A 19,604-nucleotide genomic window follows, 5' to 3' on the forward strand; every position below is an offset into this window, starting at 1 on the left:
ACAAGATTTTTGTGCCCGCGCGGCCTGTTCTGCAGGGGCCGCGGCGGGTCTGGATTGTTACTTGCCCGACTTGACCTTGGTCCAGCTACGGGTCATCAAGCGTTGCACCTTGGGCGGCAACTCACTGTTGACGAACATCTTGTCCAGCACTTCCTGCGGTGGGTAAACCGCGGCGTCAGTCCTCACGGCCTGGTCCATCAGGTCGCCAGCCTTGGGGTTCGGGTTGGCGTAACCGACGTAATCACTGACCTGGGCGATAACCTCAGGTTTCAGCAAATAGTTGATGAAGGCATGGGCCTCTTTGACGTTCTTGGCGTCCTTGGGGATCGCCAGCACGTCGAACCAGAGGTTGCCGCCTTCTTTGGGAATCGCATACGCCAGGTTCACGCCCTTCTTGGCTTCTTCGGCGCGGGCCTTGGCCTGGAAGATGTCGCCAGAGAAGCCCGCCGCGACACAGATGTCGCCGTTGGCAAGGTCGGTGATGTACTTGGACGAGTGGAAGTAGGTGACGTAAGGGCGCACCGCCAGCAGCTTCTGCTCGGCAGCCTGGTAGTCCTTGGGGTTGCTGCTGTTGGGGTCCAGCCCCATGTAGTTGAGCACCGCCGGGAGCATTTCGTCCGCCGAGTCGAGGAAGGCCACACCACACTTGGAGAGCTTCTTCATGTTCTCGGGTTCGAACAGCACAGCCCAGGAATCGATGGTGTCGACGCCCAGCGCAGCCTTGACCTTTTCAACGTTGTAACCAATGCCGTTGGTGCCCCACAGGTAAGGCACGGCGTACTGGTTGCCCGGATCGTTCTTTTCCAGGCGTTTCATCAGCGCCGGATCCAGGTTGGAATAATTGGGCAGCAGGCTTTTGTCGAGCTTCTGGAACGCGCCCGCCTTGATCTGCTTGCCGAGGAAATGGTTGGACGGCACTACCACGTCATAGCCGGTGTTGCCGGCCAGCAGCTTGCCTTCCAGGGTTTCGTTTGAGTCGAACACGTCCTGCACGGGCTTGATACCCGTTGCCTTCTCGAAGTCCGCGAGTGTGGTCGGGCCGATATAGTCGGACCAGTTGTAGAAATGCACCGTAGGCGCCGCTTGGACGCTGCATGCCAGCGTCAGGCCCGCTCCAGCCATCAAGGCCTTGCGTAATACAGAAATAGACAAGTGGGTGGTCCTCACAATCAGTGCCTGGGTAGCGGCAATGTGGCCGCACACGCAAAACCGGCGCGCAACTTACCTTCGCAGCTTCGATGCCGCAATCATCAATTGCCTTTCATGGCCTCTGGGCCGGGCAACCCCGGCCCAGAGCGCCTTGCATCGGGCTTACTTGCCCGACTTGATCTTGGTCCAGCTGCGGGTGATCACACGCTGCACAGAAGCGTCAGGCGCAGCGATCGCGTACAGCTGCTTCTTCACTTCGGCAGGCGGGTAGATGCTCGGGTCGCTGGTGATGTCTTTGTCCACGAACTGGGTGGCGGCAGCGTTGCCGTTCGGGAAGCGCACGGCGTTGGTGATCTCAGCCATGATTTCCGGCTGCATCAGGAAGTCCATGAACTGGTAGGCAGCGTCTTTATGCTCGGCATCTTTCGGGATGGCGACCATGTCGTAGAAGGTACCGGCACCTTCTTTCGGAATGACGTAGTCCACTTTGACCTTGTCGCCAGCTTCGTGGGCGCGGGCCTTGGACTGCTCCAGGTCACCCGAGTAACCGACGGCCACACAGATGTTGCCGTTGGCCATGTCGCCGATGTACTTGGAGGAGTGGAAGTAGGTGATCGAAGGACGGATCTTGAGGAACAGGTCCTCGGCGGCCTTCAGGTCTTCCTTCTTGGTGCTGTTGCTTGGCAGGCCCAGGTAGTGCAGCGCGGCCGGGATCATCTCGGTCGGCGCATCCAGGAAGCTCACGCCGCAGCTCTTGAGCTTGGCGATGTTCTCAGGCTTGAACACCACGTCCCACGAATCGATCTTGTCCACGCCCAGCGCGGCCTTGACCTTCTCCGGGTTGTAGCCAATGCCGATAGAGCCCCACATGTACGGGAAGGCGTGCTTGTTGTCCTTGTCGCTGGCATCGCCAACGGCCTTGAGCAGGTCGGTGTCGAGGTTCTTCCAGTTCGGCAGTTTGGAACGGTCCAGTTCCTCGTACACGCCAGCCTTGATCTGCTTGGCCAGGAAGTTGTTCGACGGCACGACGATGTCATAGCCCGACTTGCCTGCCAGCAGCTTGGCTTCCAGGGTTTCGTTGCTGTCGAAGACGTCGTACTTGACCTTGATGCCGGTCTGCTTCTCGAACTTGGCGATGGTGTCCGGAGCGATGTAGTCCGACCAGTTGTAGACGTTCAATACCTTGTCTTCAGCCTGAACAGCGGTCGCCATGGCACCCATCAGGGCGGCGGCCAGCAACGTCTTGCCCATTTTCTTCATGCGTCATGCTCCAGATTTTTTTGATTAGCCATCCGTTCAGCTGCCAGGTCCCGCAGTACACGCGTCGGGCGACTGAAACAGTCGCTAGTCTGGCAAGTTACAAGGCGCTGTTTCAAGGAAAGCAGCCCCTTGTAACCAACTAATGTCACAACGCTAGCCTAGCAGGTGCTCATCTGATCGCTTCGAGGGTCAGGTCGAGGCACTTGCGCGCCTTTTCCACCAGCTCGTCGATCTCTGCATGGCTGATTACCAGTGGTGGCGCGATGATCATGGTGTCACCGACCGCGCGCATGATCAGGCCGTTCTCGAAGCAGAAGTTGCGGCAGATCATGCCCACGCCCTTGCCTTCGTAACGGCTGCGGGTGGCCTTGTCCTTGACCAGCTCGATCGCGCCGAGCAGGCCCAGGCCGCGTACCTCGCCCACCAACGGGTGGTCTTGCAGCTCACGCAAACGCTTTTGCAAATACGGTGCCGCTTCTGTGCGCGCCTGCTCGACGATTTTTTCGTCGCGCAGAATGCGCAGGTTTTCCAGGCCTACGGCGGCCGCGACCGGGTGACCTGAATAGGTGAAGCCGTGGTTGAAGTCGCCGCCTTCGCTGATCACCTTGGCCACGGTGTCACGCACGATCACACCGCCCATGGGGATGTAACCGGAGGTCAGGCCCTTGGCGATGGTCATCAAGTCTGGCTTGAGGTCGTAATAGTCGGAGCCGAACCACTCGCCGGTACGGCCGAAACCGCAGATCACTTCGTCGGCCACGAACAGGATGTCGTACTTGGCGAGGATCTCCTTGACCTTCGGCCAGTAGGTTTCTGGCGGGATGATCACCCCACCGGCACCCTGGATCGGCTCGGCGATGAAGGCGGCGACGTTGTCTTCGCCGACCTCGAGGATTTTCTTCTCCAGTTGCTCGGCAGCCCACACACCGAATTCGTCCGGGCTCATGTCGCCGCCCTCACCGAACCAGTACGGCTGCGGGATGTGCACGATGCCCGGAATCGGCAGGCCGCCCTGCTCGTGCATGCCGCTCATGCCGCCCAGGCACGCACCGGCGAAGGTGGAGCCGTGGTAGCCGTTGATGCGGCCGATGATGGTCTGCTTGTGCGGTTTGCCCTTGAGTGCCCAATAGTGACGGACCATGCGCAGCACGGTGTCGTTGCCTTCGGAGCCGGAGCCGGTGAAGAACACATGGGTCATGCCTTCCGGCGCCACGTCGGTGATGGCTTTGGCCAGTTCCAGCGCAGGCGGGTGGGCGGTCTGGAAGAACAGGTTGTAGTACGGCAGCTCGCGCATCTGCTTTTCGGCAGCCTGCACCAGCTCTTCACGGCCGTAACCTACCGCCACGCACCACAGGCCGGCCATGCCGTCGAGGATTTTGTTGCCCTCGCTGTCCCACAAATGCACACCCTGGGCCTTGGTGATGATGCGCGGCCCCTTTTCCTTCAGCTGTTTGTAGTCGCTGAAGGGCGCGAGGTGGTGCTCGCCGCTCAGGTTTTGCCATTCACGGGTTTGCGGGTTTTTGACGCTCATGTGCTTCTCCGTTATCCGACAGCCGCGCTCCTGCGGCACCAGGGTTGATCAGACAGCAAACAGCAGGAACTCACGCTCCCAGGAACTGATGACGCGTTTGAAGTTTTCGTGCTCGGCGCGTTTGGTGGCGACGTAGCCAGTGATGAACTTCTTGCCCAGGTACTGGACCAGCGCACGGCTGATTTCCATGCGTTCCAGGGCGTCTTCGATGGTCAGCGGCAGGCGCAGGTTGCGGCGTTCGTAACCGCGGCCCTGCACCGGTGCACTGGCTTCGATGCCTTCGACCATGCCGATGTAGCCGCACAGCAAGCTGGCGGCGATGGCCAGGTAAGGGTTGGCATCGGCGCCCGGCAGGCGGTTCTCGACCCGGCGGTTTTGCGGGCCGGCATCCGGTACACGCAGGCCGACGGTGCGGTTTTCTTCGCCCCACTCGACGTTCACTGGCGCCGAGGTGTCGGGCAGGAAGCGGCGGAACGAGTTGACGTTGGGGGCGAACAGCGGCAGCGCTTCGGGGATGAACTTCTGCAGGCCACCGATGTGGTGCAGGAACAGCTCGCTCATGCTGCCGTCTTCGTTGCTGAAAATATTCTTGCCGGTGACCACATCAACCACGCTCTGGTGCAGGTGCATGGCACTGCCCGGCTCGCCGGTCATGGGCTTGGCCATGAACGTTGCGGCCACGTTGTGCTTGAGCGCGGCCTCGCGCATGGTGCGTTTGAACACCAGGATCTGGTCGGCCAGGTGCAGGGCGTTGCCGTGACGGAAGTTGATTTCCATCTGCGCCGTGCCGTCTTCGTGGATCAGCGTGTCGAGGTCCAGCTGCTGCAGTTCGCACCAGTCATAGACGTCCTCGAACAGCGGGTCGAATTCGTTGGCGGCCTCGATCGAGAACGACTGGCGGCCAGTTTCCGGGCGGCCCGAACGGCCTACCGGAGGCTGCAGCGGGAAGTCCGGGTCTTCGCTGCGCTTGGTCAGGTAGAACTCCATCTCGGGCGCGACGATTGGCTGCCAGCCTTTGTCAGCGTAGAGCTTGAGCACTTTTTTCAAGACGTTGCGCGGCGACAGTTCGACCGGGTTGCCCTTCTTGTCGTAGGTGTCGTGGATCACCTGCGCCGTCGGCTCGATGGCCCAGGGCACCAGGAACACGGCGTCTTCGTCGGGGCGGCAGATCATGTCGATGTCGGCCGGGTCGAGCAGCTCGTAATAGATGTCGTCGTCGACGTAGTCACCCGTCACGGTCTGCAGCAGCACGCTCTCAGGCAGGCGCATGCCTTTTTCGGCGATGAACTTGTTGGTCGGCGAGATCTTGCCGCGCGTGATGCCGGTCAGGTCGCTGATCATGCATTCGACTTCAGTGATCTTGTGCTCTTTCAACCAATCGGTGAGCTGGTCGAGGTTGTTACTCATAAATACCTCAGGAGGTAAGGTGGTCCGCGCCTTGATTCTGGATGGAGAAGATTGCTAAAGCAAAAACCCCCACGCAGGAGCACAGTGGATACACTGAAAACAAGCGTGTCCGTAATGAGTTTGAAGGGCAGAAAGGCGAATCGAAGCGTGTGAAGCCGCTACGGGGAATGGTCCGGGTGCGCCAAGCGTCAATTATTGCGGCCAGGGCGGCCACACCGTTGACGGTGCGTGCATGAACGACAGGGGTACCCGACGGCACTGCGCAGGCAGTGCTTTCAGGTCGCGACAAGCGGACCATGTGACCCTCGTATTATTGTGTTCTGGGTTGAATCCGAGCTTAGCCTTGTTCATTTTTTTACACAACACCTCCGTAAAAAATAAAACACGGCACGCTTGAGATAGCCCTTCACGCGGGAAATAGCGGATAATGGTTCGCCCCGATATGCAGCAAATCTGCCGTAGATGTGCCATTTCAGGGCATCATGGGGTTGGCTTGACATCAGTAGGGCTTTTCGATTGACTGGTCTTGCAAGCCCCCCTTGATTGATATTTTTAACAACAAAGGTGTTGCATCATGTCGGTACCCCCGCGTGCCGTTCAGCTTAACGAAGCGAACGCGTTCCTTAAGGAACATCCTGAGGTTCTCTACGTTGACCTTCTGATTGCAGATATGAATGGTGTGGTGCGCGGCAAGCGCATAGAGCGCACCAGCCTCCACAAGGTTTACGAGAAAGGCATCAACCTGCCGGCCTCCCTCTTCGCCCTGGATATCAACGGTTCCACCGTCGAAAGTACCGGCCTTGGCCTGGACATCGGCGACGCCGACCGCATCTGCTATCCCATCCCCGATACGCTGTGCAACGAGCCGTGGCAGAAACGCCCCACCGCACAGCTGCTCATGACCATGCACGAGATCGAAGGCGAGCCGTTCTTCGCCGACCCTCGTGAAGTGTTGCGTCAGGTTGTCAGCAAGTTCGACGACATGGGCCTGACCATCTGCGCCGCGTTCGAGCTGGAGTTCTACCTGATCGACCAGGAGAACGTGAATGGCCGCCCGCAACCGCCGCGCTCGCCGATCTCGGGCAAGCGCCCACAGTCGACCCAGGTGTACCTGATCGACGACCTCGACGAATACGCCGACTGCCTGCAGGACATCCTCGAAGGTGCCAAAGAGCAGGGTATTCCGGCCGACGCCATCGTCAAGGAAAGCGCCCCGGCGCAGTTCGAAGTCAACCTGCACCACGTACCAGACCCGCTCAAGGCCTGTGACTATGCGGTGCTGCTCAAGCGTTTGATCAAGAACATCGCCTACGACCATGAAATGGACACCACGTTCATGGCCAAGCCCTACCCGGGCCAGGCAGGCAACGGCCTGCACGTTCACATCTCCGTGCTGGACAAAGATGGCAACAACATCTTCACCAGCGAGGATCCCGAGCAGAACGCCGCGCTACGTCACGCTGTCGGCGGTGTGCTCGAGACCCTGCCCGCGTCCATGGCGTTCCTCTGCCCGAACGTCAACTCGTACCGTCGTTTTGGCGCGCAGTTCTATGTGCCGAATGCACCGAGCTGGGGCCTGGACAACCGCACCGTCGCGCTGCGCGTGCCGACCGGTTCTGCAGACGCCGTGCGCATCGAGCACCGGGTAGCCGGCGCCGATGCCAACCCGTACCTGATGATGGCGGCCGTGCTGGCCGGCGTGCACCACGGCCTGACCAACAAGATCGAGCCGGGCACGCCGATCGAAGGCAACTCGTACGAGCAGTTGGAGCAGAGCCTGCCGAACAACCTGCGCGATGCCCTGCGCGAGTTGGACGACAGCGAGATCCTCAACAAGTACATCGATCCGAAGTACATCGACATCTTTGTCGCGTGCAAGGAAAGCGAGCTGGAGGAGTTCGAGCACTCGATCTCCGACCTCGAGTACAACTGGTATCTGCATACCGTGTAACTGAAAACGCCGCCCACAAGGGCGGCGTTTTTCTGAAACCGGTGTCGCCTGCTTCGCGGGGCAAGCCCGCTCCCACAAGTCCTGCGCAAGGCTCAGGCCTAGTGAGATTCCTGTGGGAGAACTTGCCGAACAACCTGCGCGGCTGAGCACTCGATCTCCGACCTCGAGTACAACGGGTATCTGCATACCGTGTAACTGAAAACGCCGCCCACAAGGGCGGCGTTTTTCTGAGACCGGTGTCGCCTGCTTCGCGGGGCAAGCCCGCTCCCACAAGTCCTGCGCAAGGCTCAGGCCTAGTGAGATTCCTGTGGGAGCGGGCTTGCCCCGCGAAGAGGCCGGTACAGGCTTACAAGGACTTCTCGAAAATCTTGGAGTTGCGCTGGTAGTTGTACAGCGATGCCCGCGCCGCCGGCAGCCGCTCCACGCCACTGGGCGCAAAGCCCCGCTCACGGAACCAGTGCGCAGTCCGCGTAGTCAGCACGAACAACGTATTCAGCCCCATCTGCCGCGCACGGCTCTCGATGCGCTCCAGCAACTCATCGCCCCGCCCGCCATGCCGGTACTCCGGGTTCACCGCCAGGCACGCCAACTCCCCCGCCTCGGAATCGGCAATCGGGTACAACGCCGCGCACGCGATGATCATGCCCTCGCGCTCGACCACACTGAACTGCTCGATTTCCCGCTCCAGCACCTCGCGCGAACGGCGCACCAAGATGCCCTGCTCTTCCAGCGGGCTGATCAGCTCCAACAGGCCGCCCACATCCTCGATGGTCGCCTCACGCACGACTTCGAACTGCTCCTGCGACACCAGCGTGCCGCCGCCACCGCGGGTGAACAGCTCGGTCAGCAAGGCGCCGTCTTCGGCATAACTGACGATATGGCTACGCGCCACGCCGCCCTTGCAGGCCTCGGCGGCCGCATCCAGCAATTCGCCCTGGTAGTCGCTGCCCAGGCGCAGCAAATGCGGCGCCACCTGCTGTGGACGCAGCTCACGCACCAGCTTGCCCTGCTCATCCAGCAGGCCCGGTTCGGCGCCGAACAGCAGCAGCTTGTCGGCACCCAGCTCGATGGCCGCGCGGGTGGCCACGTCTTCGCAAGCCAAGTTGAAAATTTCGCCTGTGGGCGAGTAACCCAACGGCGACAGCAATACGATGGAACGCTCGTCGAGCAGGCGGCTGATGCCTTTGCGATCGACCCGGCGCACTTCACCAGTGTGGTGGTAGTCCACCCCCTCGAGCACACCGATCGGCCGCGCCGTGACCAGGTTGCCGGACGCCACGCGCAGGCGCGAGCCCTGCATCGGCGAGGCGGCGATGTCCATCGACAGGCGTGCTTCGATGGCCAGGCGCAAGGCACCCACGGCATCGATCACACAATCCAGGGTCGCCGCATCGGTGATGCGCATGCCACGGTGGTAGTGCGGGGTCAGGCCACGGTCGGCCAGGCGGCTCTCGATCTGTGGGCGCGAGCCATGCACCAACACCAGCCGCACGCCCAGGCTGTGCAGGAGCACCAGGTCGTGGACGATGTTGCCGAAATTAGGGTGGTCCACCCCATCGCCAGGGAGCATGACTACAAACGTGCAGTCGCGATGGGCATTGATGTACGGGGAAGCATGACGCAGCCAGTTGACGTAATCGGGCATGACAGGGCCTGTGGATAAGTGGACGGAGAACGGCGATACAGGGGGCGTTCAAGATCATCGTCGGAACAGGCTTGCGGTCACGCGCGGTCTCCTCTAGGCAGGAACGAATAAGCTCAATGGACGTTTAGTGCAGGCAATAGTGCCGAATCAAGTCACGCAATAGACGCACGGTAGGCTCGATTCGTGACATTTCCAGGTACTCGCCGGGCTGATGGGCACAGGCGATGTCGCCAGGGCCCAGCACGATGGTCTGGCAGCCCAGCTGCTGAAGATAAGGTGCTTCGGTGCCAAACGCTACCGCTTCGGCGCGGTGACCGGTCAGGCGTTCGGCCACCTGTACCAGCTCGGCGTCCGCAGCCTGCTCGAAGGCAGGCACTTCCGGGAACAGCGGGGCATAGTCGATGCGCACCTCGAACCGCTCCGCCACCGGCGCCAGCTTCTGGCGAATCGCTGCCCGCAGTTGCTCGACATCCATCCCCGGCAACGGCCGCAGGTCGAATTCCAGCGCGCATTGGCCGCAGATACGGTTGGGGTTGTCGCCGCCATGGATGCAGCCGAAGTTCATCGTCGGTGTAGGCACGGTGAACTGTGGGTTGCGGAAGGTTTGCTGCCATTCGCCGCGCAACTGCATCAGTTCGCCCATCGCAGCGTGCATAGCCTCCAGGGCGCTGCGCCCGAGGGACGGGTCCGACGAATGGCCGCTGCGCCCGAGGATGTCGATGCGGTCCATGAGGATGCCCTTGTGCATGCGGATCGGCCGCAGGCCCGTGGGCTCGCCGATCACTGCGGCGCGGCCCAACGGTTGGCCGGCCTCGGCCAAGGCACGCGCGCCGGACATGGAGCTTTCTTCGTCGCAGGTGGCGAGAATCAGCAGCGGCTGCTTGAAGTCATGCTCCAGCAACGGCACCACCGCCTCGATGACCAAGGCGAAAAAGCCCTTCATGTCGCAGCTGCCCAGGCCCACCCAACGGCCATCGACTTCGGTCAGCTTCAGCGGGTCGCTCGACCACAGCTGCTCGTCGTAGGGCACGGTGTCGCTGTGCCCCGCCAGCACCAGGCCACCCGGGCCGGTGCCACGGCTGGCCAGCAGGTTGAACTTGCCGGGGCTGACCTGCTGGATGTCGCACGTGAAACCCAGGTCACCCAACCAGCCGGCCAGCAGGTCGATGACCTGACGGTTGGACTGATCCAGCGCAGGCTGGGTACAACTGACCGAAGGTGCGGCGATCAAAGCGGCGAACTGGTCTTTCAGCGTCGGCAACGGCATGCCTGTACTCCTCGGAAGCGTTGCCCATCATAGGACCATCTGCCGTCTGGAATAAACCGTTGACGGCCGACTCCTGTAGACTCTCTGCCAACGAGCCCCTCCTTCGAGCCTGCGATGCACAAAGAAACCGAACTCAAGCTCCGCGCCAGCCGCGAGACCCTTGCCGCCCTGCGTGAGCACCCCCTGCTGAAAAAGCGCAACAAGTCCGGTTGGCAGACCCGTGAACTGCTCAACCAGTACTTCGACACCCCGGAGCGCGAGCTTTCCGCCGCCCGTGTCGCCCTGCGCCTGCGCCGCGATGGTGATGCAATCATCCAGACCTTGAAGTGCCGCGGGCAAAGCGTGGCCGGGCTGTCCGAGCGCAACGAGTACGAGTGGCACCTGGACAAGGTCAAGCTCGACCTGAAAAAGCTCGACGGCACCTGCTGGCCCGAGCAGTTGGCTGCGCTCGACAAGAAAACCATCAAGCCGCTGTTCACCACCGACTTCAGCCGTGAATACGCCGAAATCGCTTGGGGCCGCGGCAAGAGCAAGGTCGTGATCGAGGCCGCGCTGGACCAGGGCTTCGTGATCGCCGGCAAGCGCAAGGAAGAAATCTGCGAGTTGGAGCTCGAGCTGCGCGAAGGCGCACCTGAAGCCCTGCTGGAACTGGCCGCCGAGCTCGCCGCCAGCCTGCCGCTGATGCCTTGCGACATCAGCAAGGCCGAGCGTGGCTACCGCCTGCTGGAGCCCGAAAGCTACGAGCTGGGCCTGCCCCAGACCGAGCTGGACGCCGAAATGGCCCTGGACGATGCCTTCGCCGCCCTCGCCTGGCAGTTGCTCGGCAGCAGCCAGCGCCTGGCCGAGCAATACCGCCACAATGGCCACTGGCGCCTGTTGCAGGACTGGGTGCAGTCCCTGGCCGAACTGCGCGCACTGGTCGCCAGCCTGGGCCAGGCCGCACCGCGCGCCACCACCCGCGAACTGCGCGCCAGCCTCGACGCGCTGCTGGAAGACTGGCGCCCACTGGTGCAGGCCGGCAACGATGACGAAGACATCCGCCGCGCTGCGCCTGAGCAATTTGCCGAAGAACTCGAAGACGTGCGTTGGGGCCAGTTCTCGCTGGAAACCTCGCGCTGGCTGCTGGCCCGTGGCTGGACCGTCGAGCGCAAAGGCCGTGGCGAACGCCAGGGCAAGGCGCAGCTGGCCAGCTGGATGGCGCACCTGCTGGGTGAAGAAGGCCGTTCGCTGAAACTGCCGCTTTACACCCAGCGCCCGGAAGACCTGGCCGAACAGCTGCCGCGCATCGAACAGCTGCTCGCCTGGCTGCACCATGCCCGCCAGGTGCTCGAAGCGCCGCAGATGGACCGCCTGTACGGCGACCTGAAAAAGCTGCACGAGCTGGCTGAACTGCCGCTGTCCGAAACGCCCGTCGAGCTGCTTGAAGCCCGTATCGAGCAGGCCCGCGCGGTTGATCAGAGCCGTGGCTGGAAGTACCTGCTCAAGGCCTGATCGGCGTCGCTAGCCCTGTAGGAGCAGCCTTGCGCTGCGAAGAGGCCTGTTTTGCCATAGATTTTTTCTGGTCAAACCGGCCCCTTCGCAGCACAAGGCTGCTCCTACAGGTCGTGTGCTACCTCGACAGTGGCAGGCTGGTGGTGGATTTGATCTCCGAAAGCGCCACGATCGAATTGACCTCCTGAATCCCCGGCACATTCGACAATTTTTCGAAGAAAAACCGCTCATACGCCTCAATGTCCGAGGTAACGATACGCAGCAAGAAGTCCACCGAGCCCATCAGCACATAACATTCCAGCACCTCCGGAAAACCTCGGATCGCCTCGGTGAACTCGGTGAAATTGGAGCGCCCGTGCGCGTTGAGCTTCACCTCTGCAAAAATCTGCGTGTTCAGGCCGATCTTCTTGCGGTCGAGCAGCGTCACCTGCCCACGTATCACCCCCTCCTCCTTCAGCCGCTGAATGCGCCGCCAGCACGGCGACTGCGAAAGCCCCACACGCTCGGCGATCTTTGCGCTGGACAGCGAAGCGTCCTCCTGCAGCAATTCAAGGATGCGCCGGTCATAGGCGTCCAATTCGCTGTGCATGAATAATTCTCCAGATCACGATATTTCGAATAGAACAATCTGCCATACCGGCTAATTGATCGAATCATAGCGAAAAAATACCCGCCTCAACGTGCAAGAATTTCTCTCACATTTGCGGAGACCAGCATGAACGCACTGCCACGTACCGACGCCTGGGCCGCCAGCAACGCCCACAGCACCGTGCACTACCGCCTGCAGGCCGAGGCCGAGCCCGACAGCTTGTGCCGGGTGCTCAACCTGTTTGCCTTGCAGTTTCTGACCCCACACCACGTGCAGGTCAGACAACAGGATGACTGGCTCGCCATCGAGATCGGCATTGGCGGGCTGAGCTGGCACCGGGCCGAGGTGATTGCGCAAAAATTGCGCAACTTGGTGTGTGTGGGCGAAGTTAGCCTGATGAACCTGGCGCGCGTGGAGCTGGCGGTGGTCTGACACCGCAAGATCCAGAAACCCTTTGCCCGCCGTAAGCGCACCACACCCGGCTAGCCTTTAACAGGACTCCCCTCCTGGCAAGGACGCCGCCATGCATAGCCCCGACAACCAAGCCCTCGACCTCAAGCGCCTGCTCCAGGCCTTGCTCACCGACCGGCACCTGGACGCCAGCGACACCCTGCTAGTACTGGAGCAGGCCGCGTCACGGCCGACCTGCCACCCTCTGGAGCTCATCGCCGCCCCCGGCCTTGAAGACCGCAAGCACCCCGGCCAGCCCCTGGACCTGGACCGCCTCTGCCAATGGCTGGCTGACAAGATCGGCCAGCCGTTCCTGCGCATCGACCCCATGCAACTCGACATGGCCCAGGTCAGCGGGCTGATCTCCCCCGCTTTCGCCCAGCGCCATGGCATTCTCGTCGTCGCCGCCGACCCCTCCGGCGTCACCGTGGCCAGCGCACAGCCCTATCAGGATGACTGGCAAGCGGACCTGGCCAGGAGCCTGGGCAGGCCCATCCGCCGCGTGCTGGCCAGCCCGCTGCAGATCCGCCAGCTGGGGCAGTCGTTCTTCCGCCTGGCCCAATCGGTACAGGGCGCGCAGCACCAGCAGTCAGCCAGCCTGGGCGAGCTCGAACACCTGCTGGAGCTGGGCAAACGCCAGGCCGAAGCCAGCGCCGACGATGCCCATATCGTGCACATCGTCGACTGGCTGCTGCAGTACGCCATCGAGCAACGCGCCAGCGATATCCACCTGGAGCCCCGTCGCGAAAAAGGGCAGCTGCGCTACCGCATCGACGGCCTGCTGCACACCGTCTACGCCTTCCCCGCTGGCGTCACCCTGGCGCTGGTCAGCCGCCTCAAACACCTCGGGCGCATGGATGTGGCAGAGAAACGCCGGCCACAGGACGGCCGGTTGCAAAGCCGCCTTGCCGGCGGCGGCGAAGTGGAATTGCGCCTGTCGACCTTGCCGACGCCCTTTGGCGAAAAACTGGTACTGCGCCTGTTCGACCCGCAACAGCTGCATGAAGGCTTCGACCGCCTGGGCCTGGAAGGGCAGCAACTGGAGCAATGGCGCGCGCTGCTGGGCCAACGCCAGGGCATCATCCTGGTGACAGGCCCCACGGGTTCAGGCAAGACCAGCACGCTTTACGCCAGCCTCAAGCTGCTGGCCACCCCGCAAGTCAATCTGTGCACCATCGAAGACCCCATCGAGCGGCTGGAGCCGGCCTTCAACCAACTGCAAGTCCAGCCCGCACTGGGCCTGTGCTTCGCCGACGGCGTGCGGGCGATGCTGCGCCAGGACCCGGACATCATCATGATCGGCGAGATCCGCGACCGGGAAACCGCCCTGGTGGCCGTGCAGGCAGCCCTCACCGGGCACCTGGTGCTGTCGACCCTGCACACCAACGATGCCTGCGGCGCGATCACCCGGCTGCAGGAACTGGGCGTGGCTGATTACCTGATCAAGGCAACGCTGATCGGGGTCATGGCGCAGCGCCTGATTCGCACCTTGTGCGGCGATTGCCAGGGTTGTGCCTCGGCAGCCAGCGGCCAGCCCTGCCGCACCTGTCGCGGTACCGGTTTTCAGGGCCGTACTGGCCTGTTCGAACTGTTGATACCCAGCGAAAGCCTGCGCGCGCAGATAGGCCCACACACCGACCTGGCACAGTTGCGACGCCAGGCGCTGACCGAAGGCTTGGTAGACCTGCGCCGCTGCGGGGAGGCGAAAGTGGCCCGGGGCCTGACCGCTACAGAGGAAGTGCTAAGGGCCTGCTCCTGAGCAAAAAACCCTTGTATTCAAGGAACTTGCACCCCCTCGGCAGGATCAAACCGCGCATCTTCAACCCTCACCCTTCGAGGTGTTTCAACATGCGTCTCAAAACCGCCATCGCGACCGCTGCCTTGCTTTCGCTGCCAATGGGCTCCGCCATGGCCGATACCTTCTGGCGTAACGTGATTTCTTCCGGTGCAACCACGGCGTCGACCTACCTGACGTCGAAGGATCACAAACTGGTAATGGCCGCGCAGGATGACGCCGGCAGCTTCGTGGCCAGTGAAGGCGCAATCCGCGGGCCGTTCCTGGAATCGGCGATGCGCCAGGTGCGCGCTGAAAACCCAGGGATGCAGGCCAGCGACATGGAACTGGCCAATGCCATCTTGGCCAAGAACGCGGTAGCCGAATAAGTTTTTGGGGGGCCAGCCCCCCCAAAAATCAGCGATAAGCCTCCACCGGCACACACGCGCAAAACAAATTCCTGTCCCCATACACATTGTCGACCCGGTTCACCGCTGGCCAATACTTGTGCTGGCGTACGTGAGCGCTGGGGGCAATGCCTTGCTCCAGGCTGTACGGCCTGTTCCACGGTGCCAACACGTCAGCCAAGGTATGCGGCGCATGCTTGAGCGGGTTGTCTTCGGCCGGCCAGTTGCCTTCCTGTACCTGAGCGATTTCTGCACGGATCGCCAGCATCGCTTCGACGAAACGGTCCAGCTCGGCTTTCGACTCACTCTCGGTTGGCTCGACCATCAGCGTGCCCGGTACCGGGAATGACATGGTCGGGGCATGGAAGCCGTAGTCCATCAAACGCTTGGCCACGTCTTCCTCGCTGATGCCGGTCTGCGCCTTGAGCGGCCGCAGATCGAGAATGCACTCGTGGGCCACGCGCTGGTTACGCCCGCGGTAAAGCACCGGGAAAGCCCCGCCAAGTTGGCTGGCCAGGTAATTGGCCGAGAGGATCGCCACCTCACTGGCATCGGCCAGTTGCGGGCCCATCATGGCGATATACATCCAGCTGATCGGCAGAATGCTCGCACTGCCCCAAGGCGCGGCACTGACCGCGCTGTTGTTCGGGTCCAAACCCGGCACCGGCACCACCGGGTGGCTGGCGACAAAGGGCTTGAGGTGGGCGCGGATACCGATCGGGCCCATGCCGGGGCCGCCGCCCCCGTGGGGGATGCAGAAGGTCTTGTGCAGGTTCATGTGCGACACATCGGCGCCGATGTCGGCTGGGCGCGTCAGGCCGACCTGGGCATTGAGGTTGGCGCCGTCCATGTACACCTGGCCACCGTGTTGGTGCACCACGTCGCAGATTTCGCGAATACCCTCTTCATACACCCCGTGGGTCGAGGGGTAGGTGACCATCAGGCACGACAACCGATCCCCGGCCGCTTGCGCTTTGGCCTTGAGGTCCGTGAGGTCGACGTTGCCGTCGTCGTCGCAATCGACGATCACCACCTCCATGCCGGCCATCTGCGCCGAGGCCGGGTTGGTGCCGTGGGCGGAGGACGGAATCAGGCACAAGGTACGCTGAGGCTGGTGGCGGCTGCGGTGGTAGCGGGTGATGGCCATAAGGCCGGCGTATTCGCCCTGCGCGCCGGAGTTGGGCTGCATGCAGATGGCGTCGAAGCCGGTGATGGCGCATAACCAGCTTTCCAGCTCGTCGATCATCGCCTTGTAGCCCACTGCCTGGGCAGCCGGGGCGAACGGGTGCAGCTGGGCGAAGGCTGGCCAGGTGATGGGGATCATCTCGCTGGTGGCGTTGAGTTTCATGGTGCAGGAGCCCAGCGGGATCATTGACTGGTTCAGCGCCAGGTCCTTGTTTTCCAGCTGCTTGAGGTAGCGCAGCATCTCGGTTTCGCTGTGGTGCAGGTTGAAGACCGGGTGCGCAAGGATCGGCGTGCGCCGCACCAGCCCCGCCGGGATGCCTTCTGACAGCGCCAACTGGTCGAGCGCGGCAATGTCCAGGCCGTGATCGACGCCGAGGAAAATATCCAACAGGCGCAACACGGTCTGCTCGTTGCAGGTTTCGTCCAGGCTCACGCCCAGGTGCCCGCGCCCGAGGATGCGCAGGTTGATACGCGCGTGCTCGGCACTTTCGATGATCGCCGCCTGCGCGCCGCCCACCTCCAGCGTCAAGGTGTCGAAGAAATGCTGGTTGAGCCGCTTGATGCCCTTGGCCTCCAGGCCGGCCGCCAGAATGAAGGTCAGCCGGTGCACCCGCTGGGCGATGCGCCGCAAGCCTTCTGGGCCATGGTAGACAGCGTAGAAGCCGGCGATGTTGGCCAGTAGCACCTGGGCCGTGCAGATGTTGGAGTTGGCCTTCTCGCGGCGGATGTGCTGCTCGCGGGTCTGCAGGGCCATGCGCAGTGCGGTGTTGCCCCGGGCATCGCGCGACACACCGATGATGCGCCCGGGCATGGCCCGCTTGAAGTCGTCGCGACAAGCGAAATAGGCGGCATGAGGGCCGCCGTAGCCCATCGGGACGCCAAAGCGCTGGGTCGAGCCCAACACCACATCGGCGCCCAGCTCACCGGGTGGCGCCAGCACCACCAGGCTGAGCAGGTCGGCGGCGACGCAGGCCAAGGCATGCTGGCTGTGCAGATGATCGATCAGCGGGCGCAGGTCGCGTACCTCGCCGTGGGTGTCCGGGTACTGCAGCAAGGCGCCGAATACCGAATGCTTGGCCAGGTTATCCACAGAATCGACGATCAGTTCGAAGCCAAACCCTTCGGCGCGGGTTTTCAGCACCGAGAGGGTTTGCGGGTGGCAGTGCTCGTCGGCGAAAAACGCGTTGCTCTTGTTGCGTGCCACGCGCTTGGCCAGCGCCATGGCCTCGGCAGCGGCGGTGGCCTCGTCGAGTAGCGAGGCGTTGGCCAGGGTGAGGCCGGTGAGGTCGATGACCATCTGCTGGAAATTCAACAACGCTTCCAGCCGGCCTTGGGCGATTTCGGGTTGGTAAGGCGTGTAGGCGGTGTACCAGCCAGGGTTTTCCAGCACGTTACGCAGGATGACGGTCGGCGTGACGGTGCCGTGGTAGCCCATGCCGATGAGGCTGGTCCAGACCTGGTTCTGCTCGGCATAACCGGCGAGCTTGGCCAATGCGGCCTGTTCGTCCAGCGCCGGCGGCAGGTCGAGGGGGCGATTGAGGCGGATCCCCGGCGGGACCGTCTGCTCGATCAGCTCGCTGCGGCTGGCAACACCCAACGCGCTGAGCATGGCCTGCTGCTCCGAGGCATCGGGGCCCAGGTGGCGACGCAGGAACGGGTTGAGCTCTTGCAGTTGATGCAGGGACGGCGACTGGGACATGACGACGCTCTCTTCCTAGACCAGGCCTCATGGAGACTTATAAGTCTAGGAAGGATTGCCGATTGTGCGGGGAAACTTGCTTGCAGGCCCGGCCTCATCGCGGGCAAACCCGCTCCTACAGGGGTATCAGCTGCAGTGCAGTACCTGTGGGAGCGGCTTTAGCCGCGAAGAAGGCGACGCGGTATTACTCGCCGATGGCAGCCTGATAACCCGCAGCATCCAGCAGCTTGTCCAGCTCAGCCTTGTCGCTTGGCTTCAGCTTGAAGATCCAGGCACCGTAAGGCTCTTCGTTGAGCAGCTCTGGGCTGTCGGCCAGTGCTTCGTTGACCGCGATCACTTCGCCACCGATCGGGGCGTAGATGTCGGAAGCAGCCTTGACCGACTCGACCACGCCAGCCGCGTCGCCTTGGGCGAACACCTTGCCGACTTCCGCCAGTTCGACGAACACGACGTCACCCAGGGCTTCCTGTGCGTGGTCGCTGATGCCAACGGTCACTGTGCCGTCGCTTTCCAGGCGTGCCCACTCGTGGCTTTCGGCAAAACGCAGTTCGGCGGGGATATTGCTCATGTCTTGAATTCCTCGATTGGCTCAGCGGTCGGCCCGCCGGTTAAAAATTATTCAAATCAGGATTTTGCCGTGGCGCACGAAGGTCGGTTTGACCACCCGCACCGGGTACCACTTGCCGCGAATCTCGACCTCGGCGCGGTCGCCGGTGGCCATGGGTAAACGCGCCAGGGCAATAGACTTGCTCAGCGTAGGAGAGAAACTACCACTGGTGATCTCTCCTTCGCCAATGCCGGCAACGCGAACCACCTGATGGGCACGCAAAACGCCGCGTTCTTCCAGCACCAGGCCAACCAGTTTTTCCTTCACACCTTGCTCGATTTCCGCCAGCAGGCCCGCGCGGCCGATGAACTCGCGCTCAGCCGGCTCCCAGGCGATGCTCCAGCCCAGGTTGGAGGTGAGTGGGGTATGGGTTTCGTCGATGTCCTGGCCATAAAGGTTCATGCCGGCTTCCAGGCGCAGGGTGTCACGGGCGCCCAGGCCACTGGGGGCGATGCCGGCGCCGACCAGGTCGTTGTAGAAGGTAACGGCCTCGTGGCCTGGCAGGATGATCTCAAGGCCGTCTTCACCGGTATAACCGGTGCGGGCAATGAACCAGTCGCCGTCGGCAATGCCTTCGAACGGGCGCAGCGCGCGAATCAGCGCGGCGCGCGAGGCGCTGAGCAAGGCGGCGACCTTGTCCCGCGCCTGCGGGCCTTGGATGGCCAGAATAGCCAGGTCCGGGCGCACCTCGAAATCGACCGAGAACCCGCTTTGCTGGGCCTTGAGCCAAGCCAGCACCTTGGCGCGGGTAGCAGCGTTGGTGACCAGGCGGTAGCCGGCTTCGGTGCGATAGGCGATGAGGTCATCGATGACCCCGCCCTCTTCGTTGAGCAGTGGGCTGTACAGCGCCTTGCCGACACTGTCGAGGCGGGCAACATCGTTGGCCAGCAAATGCTGCAACCAAGCGGTAGCATCACGGCCACTGATGTCGATCACGGTCATATGGGAAACATCGAAGACCCCGCAGTCACTGCGCACCTGATGGTGCTCCTCGACTTGCGAGCCATAGTGCAGGGGCATGTCCCAACCGCCAAAATCGACCGTCTTGGCGCCGAGCGCCAGGTGCAGGTCATACAAAAGCGTGCGCTGTCCCATGGGTTTCTCCTTCCGGGCGTGGCGAAGCGGCGGCGGTCGATGACGTTTGGTCGTCAGCTCTTCTTGTAGGACCCGCCGCGCGAATGCCGCGCATTGT

The 19,604-nt window shown here is 62.5% G+C and carries 15 protein-coding genes; 5 read left to right on the forward strand and 10 right to left on the reverse strand.

All coding sequences use genetic code 11. The annotated features are described in order from the left end of the window. Nucleotides 1-57 precede the first annotated feature (57 nt). The 4 genes from ACMCNM_RS26745 to ACMCNM_RS26760 form a co-directional block, all read right to left on the reverse strand. Entirely contained in the window at nt 58-1,152 is a 1,095-nt protein-coding gene (locus ACMCNM_RS26745; protein ID WP_099430737.1) for a polyamine ABC transporter substrate-binding protein, read from the reverse strand. Between the two features lie 159 nt (nt 1,153-1,311). Then, complete coding sequence (locus ACMCNM_RS26750; RefSeq protein WP_027592254.1) at nt 1,312-2,409, reverse strand: polyamine ABC transporter substrate-binding protein; 1,098 nt, start codon at nt 2,407-2,409, stop codon at nt 1,312-1,314. Between the two features lie 169 nt (nt 2,410-2,578). Then, on the reverse strand, nt 2,579-3,940 hold the full coding sequence (locus tag ACMCNM_RS26755) for an aspartate aminotransferase family protein (RefSeq protein ID WP_099430739.1): 1,362 nt from the start codon (nt 3,938-3,940) through the stop codon (nt 2,579-2,581). 48 nt (nt 3,941-3,988) lie between these two features. Beyond that, complete coding sequence (locus ACMCNM_RS26760) at nt 3,989-5,347, reverse strand: glutamine synthetase family protein (protein ID WP_027592252.1); 1,359 nt, start codon at nt 5,345-5,347, stop codon at nt 3,989-3,991. 574 nt (nt 5,348-5,921) lie between these two features. On the opposite strand from ACMCNM_RS26760, the gene ACMCNM_RS26765 reads away from it, so the two are divergent. Next, a complete protein-coding gene (locus ACMCNM_RS26765) occupies nt 5,922-7,298 on the forward strand; it encodes a glutamine synthetase family protein (RefSeq protein WP_027592251.1) in 1,377 nt (458 codons plus the stop codon). A 346-nt stretch (nt 7,299-7,644) separates the two neighbouring features. Here ACMCNM_RS26765 and argA read toward each other — a convergent pair whose 3' ends face one another. Both argA and argE read right to left on the reverse strand, forming a co-directional pair. Beyond that, the gene (gene argA / locus ACMCNM_RS26770; protein ID WP_027592250.1) at nt 7,645-8,943 is read right to left on the reverse strand and encodes an amino-acid N-acetyltransferase; all 1,299 of its coding nucleotides are present in this window, start codon (nt 8,941-8,943) and stop codon (nt 7,645-7,647) included. 124 nt (nt 8,944-9,067) lie between these two features. Beyond that, nucleotides 9,068-10,210, reverse strand: a complete 1,143-nt coding sequence (argE, locus tag ACMCNM_RS26775) for an acetylornithine deacetylase (protein WP_186681408.1) — start codon at nt 10,208-10,210, stop codon at nt 9,068-9,070. A 114-nt stretch (nt 10,211-10,324) separates the two neighbouring features. Between argE and ACMCNM_RS26780 the strand changes: the two genes are divergently transcribed. Further along, nucleotides 10,325-11,701, forward strand: a complete 1,377-nt coding sequence (locus tag ACMCNM_RS26780; RefSeq protein WP_412765724.1) for an inorganic triphosphatase — start codon at nt 10,325-10,327, stop codon at nt 11,699-11,701. A gap of 118 nt (nt 11,702-11,819) precedes the next feature. Here the strand turns inward: ACMCNM_RS26780 and ACMCNM_RS26785 are convergent, their stop codons facing one another. Further along, complete coding sequence (locus ACMCNM_RS26785) at nt 11,820-12,290, reverse strand: Lrp/AsnC family transcriptional regulator (protein WP_412765725.1); 471 nt, start codon at nt 12,288-12,290, stop codon at nt 11,820-11,822. Nucleotides 12,291-12,416: 126 nt separating this feature from the next. Between ACMCNM_RS26785 and ACMCNM_RS26790 the strand changes: the two genes are divergently transcribed. From ACMCNM_RS26790 to ACMCNM_RS26800, 3 genes are all read left to right on the forward strand, one after another. After that, nucleotides 12,417-12,722 carry a hypothetical protein gene (locus ACMCNM_RS26790; RefSeq protein WP_412765726.1) on the forward strand — a complete coding sequence of 102 codons (306 nt, stop codon included), beginning with the start codon at nt 12,417-12,419 and terminating at the stop codon, nt 12,720-12,722. 91 nt (nt 12,723-12,813) lie between these two features. After that, nucleotides 12,814-14,499, forward strand: a complete 1,686-nt coding sequence (locus tag ACMCNM_RS26795) for a GspE/PulE family protein (RefSeq protein ID WP_412765727.1) — start codon at nt 12,814-12,816, stop codon at nt 14,497-14,499. An 89-nt stretch (nt 14,500-14,588) separates the two neighbouring features. Beyond that, on the forward strand, nt 14,589-14,903 hold the full coding sequence (locus tag ACMCNM_RS26800) for a DUF2388 domain-containing protein (RefSeq protein WP_027592244.1): 315 nt from the start codon (nt 14,589-14,591) through the stop codon (nt 14,901-14,903). Between the two features lie 28 nt (nt 14,904-14,931). Here the strand turns inward: ACMCNM_RS26800 and gcvP are convergent, their stop codons facing one another. The 3 genes from gcvP to gcvT all read right to left on the reverse strand — a co-directional run bounded on the left by gcvP (nt 14,932) and on the right by gcvT (nt 19,507). Then, nucleotides 14,932-17,805, reverse strand: coding sequence for an aminomethyl-transferring glycine dehydrogenase (gene gcvP, locus ACMCNM_RS26805; RefSeq protein ID WP_412765728.1), 2,874 nt, complete (start codon nt 17,803-17,805; stop codon nt 14,932-14,934). A 184-nt stretch (nt 17,806-17,989) separates the two neighbouring features. Beyond that, entirely contained in the window at nt 17,990-18,373 is a 384-nt protein-coding gene (gcvH, locus tag ACMCNM_RS26810) for a glycine cleavage system protein GcvH (RefSeq protein WP_027592242.1), read from the reverse strand. Nucleotides 18,374-18,424: 51 nt separating this feature from the next. Further along, nucleotides 18,425-19,507 (reverse strand): glycine cleavage system aminomethyltransferase GcvT, encoded by a 1,083-nt coding sequence (gene gcvT, locus ACMCNM_RS26815; RefSeq protein ID WP_027592241.1) that lies wholly within the window; start codon nt 19,505-19,507, stop codon nt 18,425-18,427. Nucleotides 19,508-19,604: the final 97 nt, after the last annotated feature.

It is taken from the genome of Pseudomonas sp. NGC7 (assembly GCF_047159675.1).
GTDB classification, from domain to species: domain Bacteria; phylum Pseudomonadota; class Gammaproteobacteria; order Pseudomonadales; family Pseudomonadaceae; genus Aquipseudomonas; species Aquipseudomonas kermanshahensis.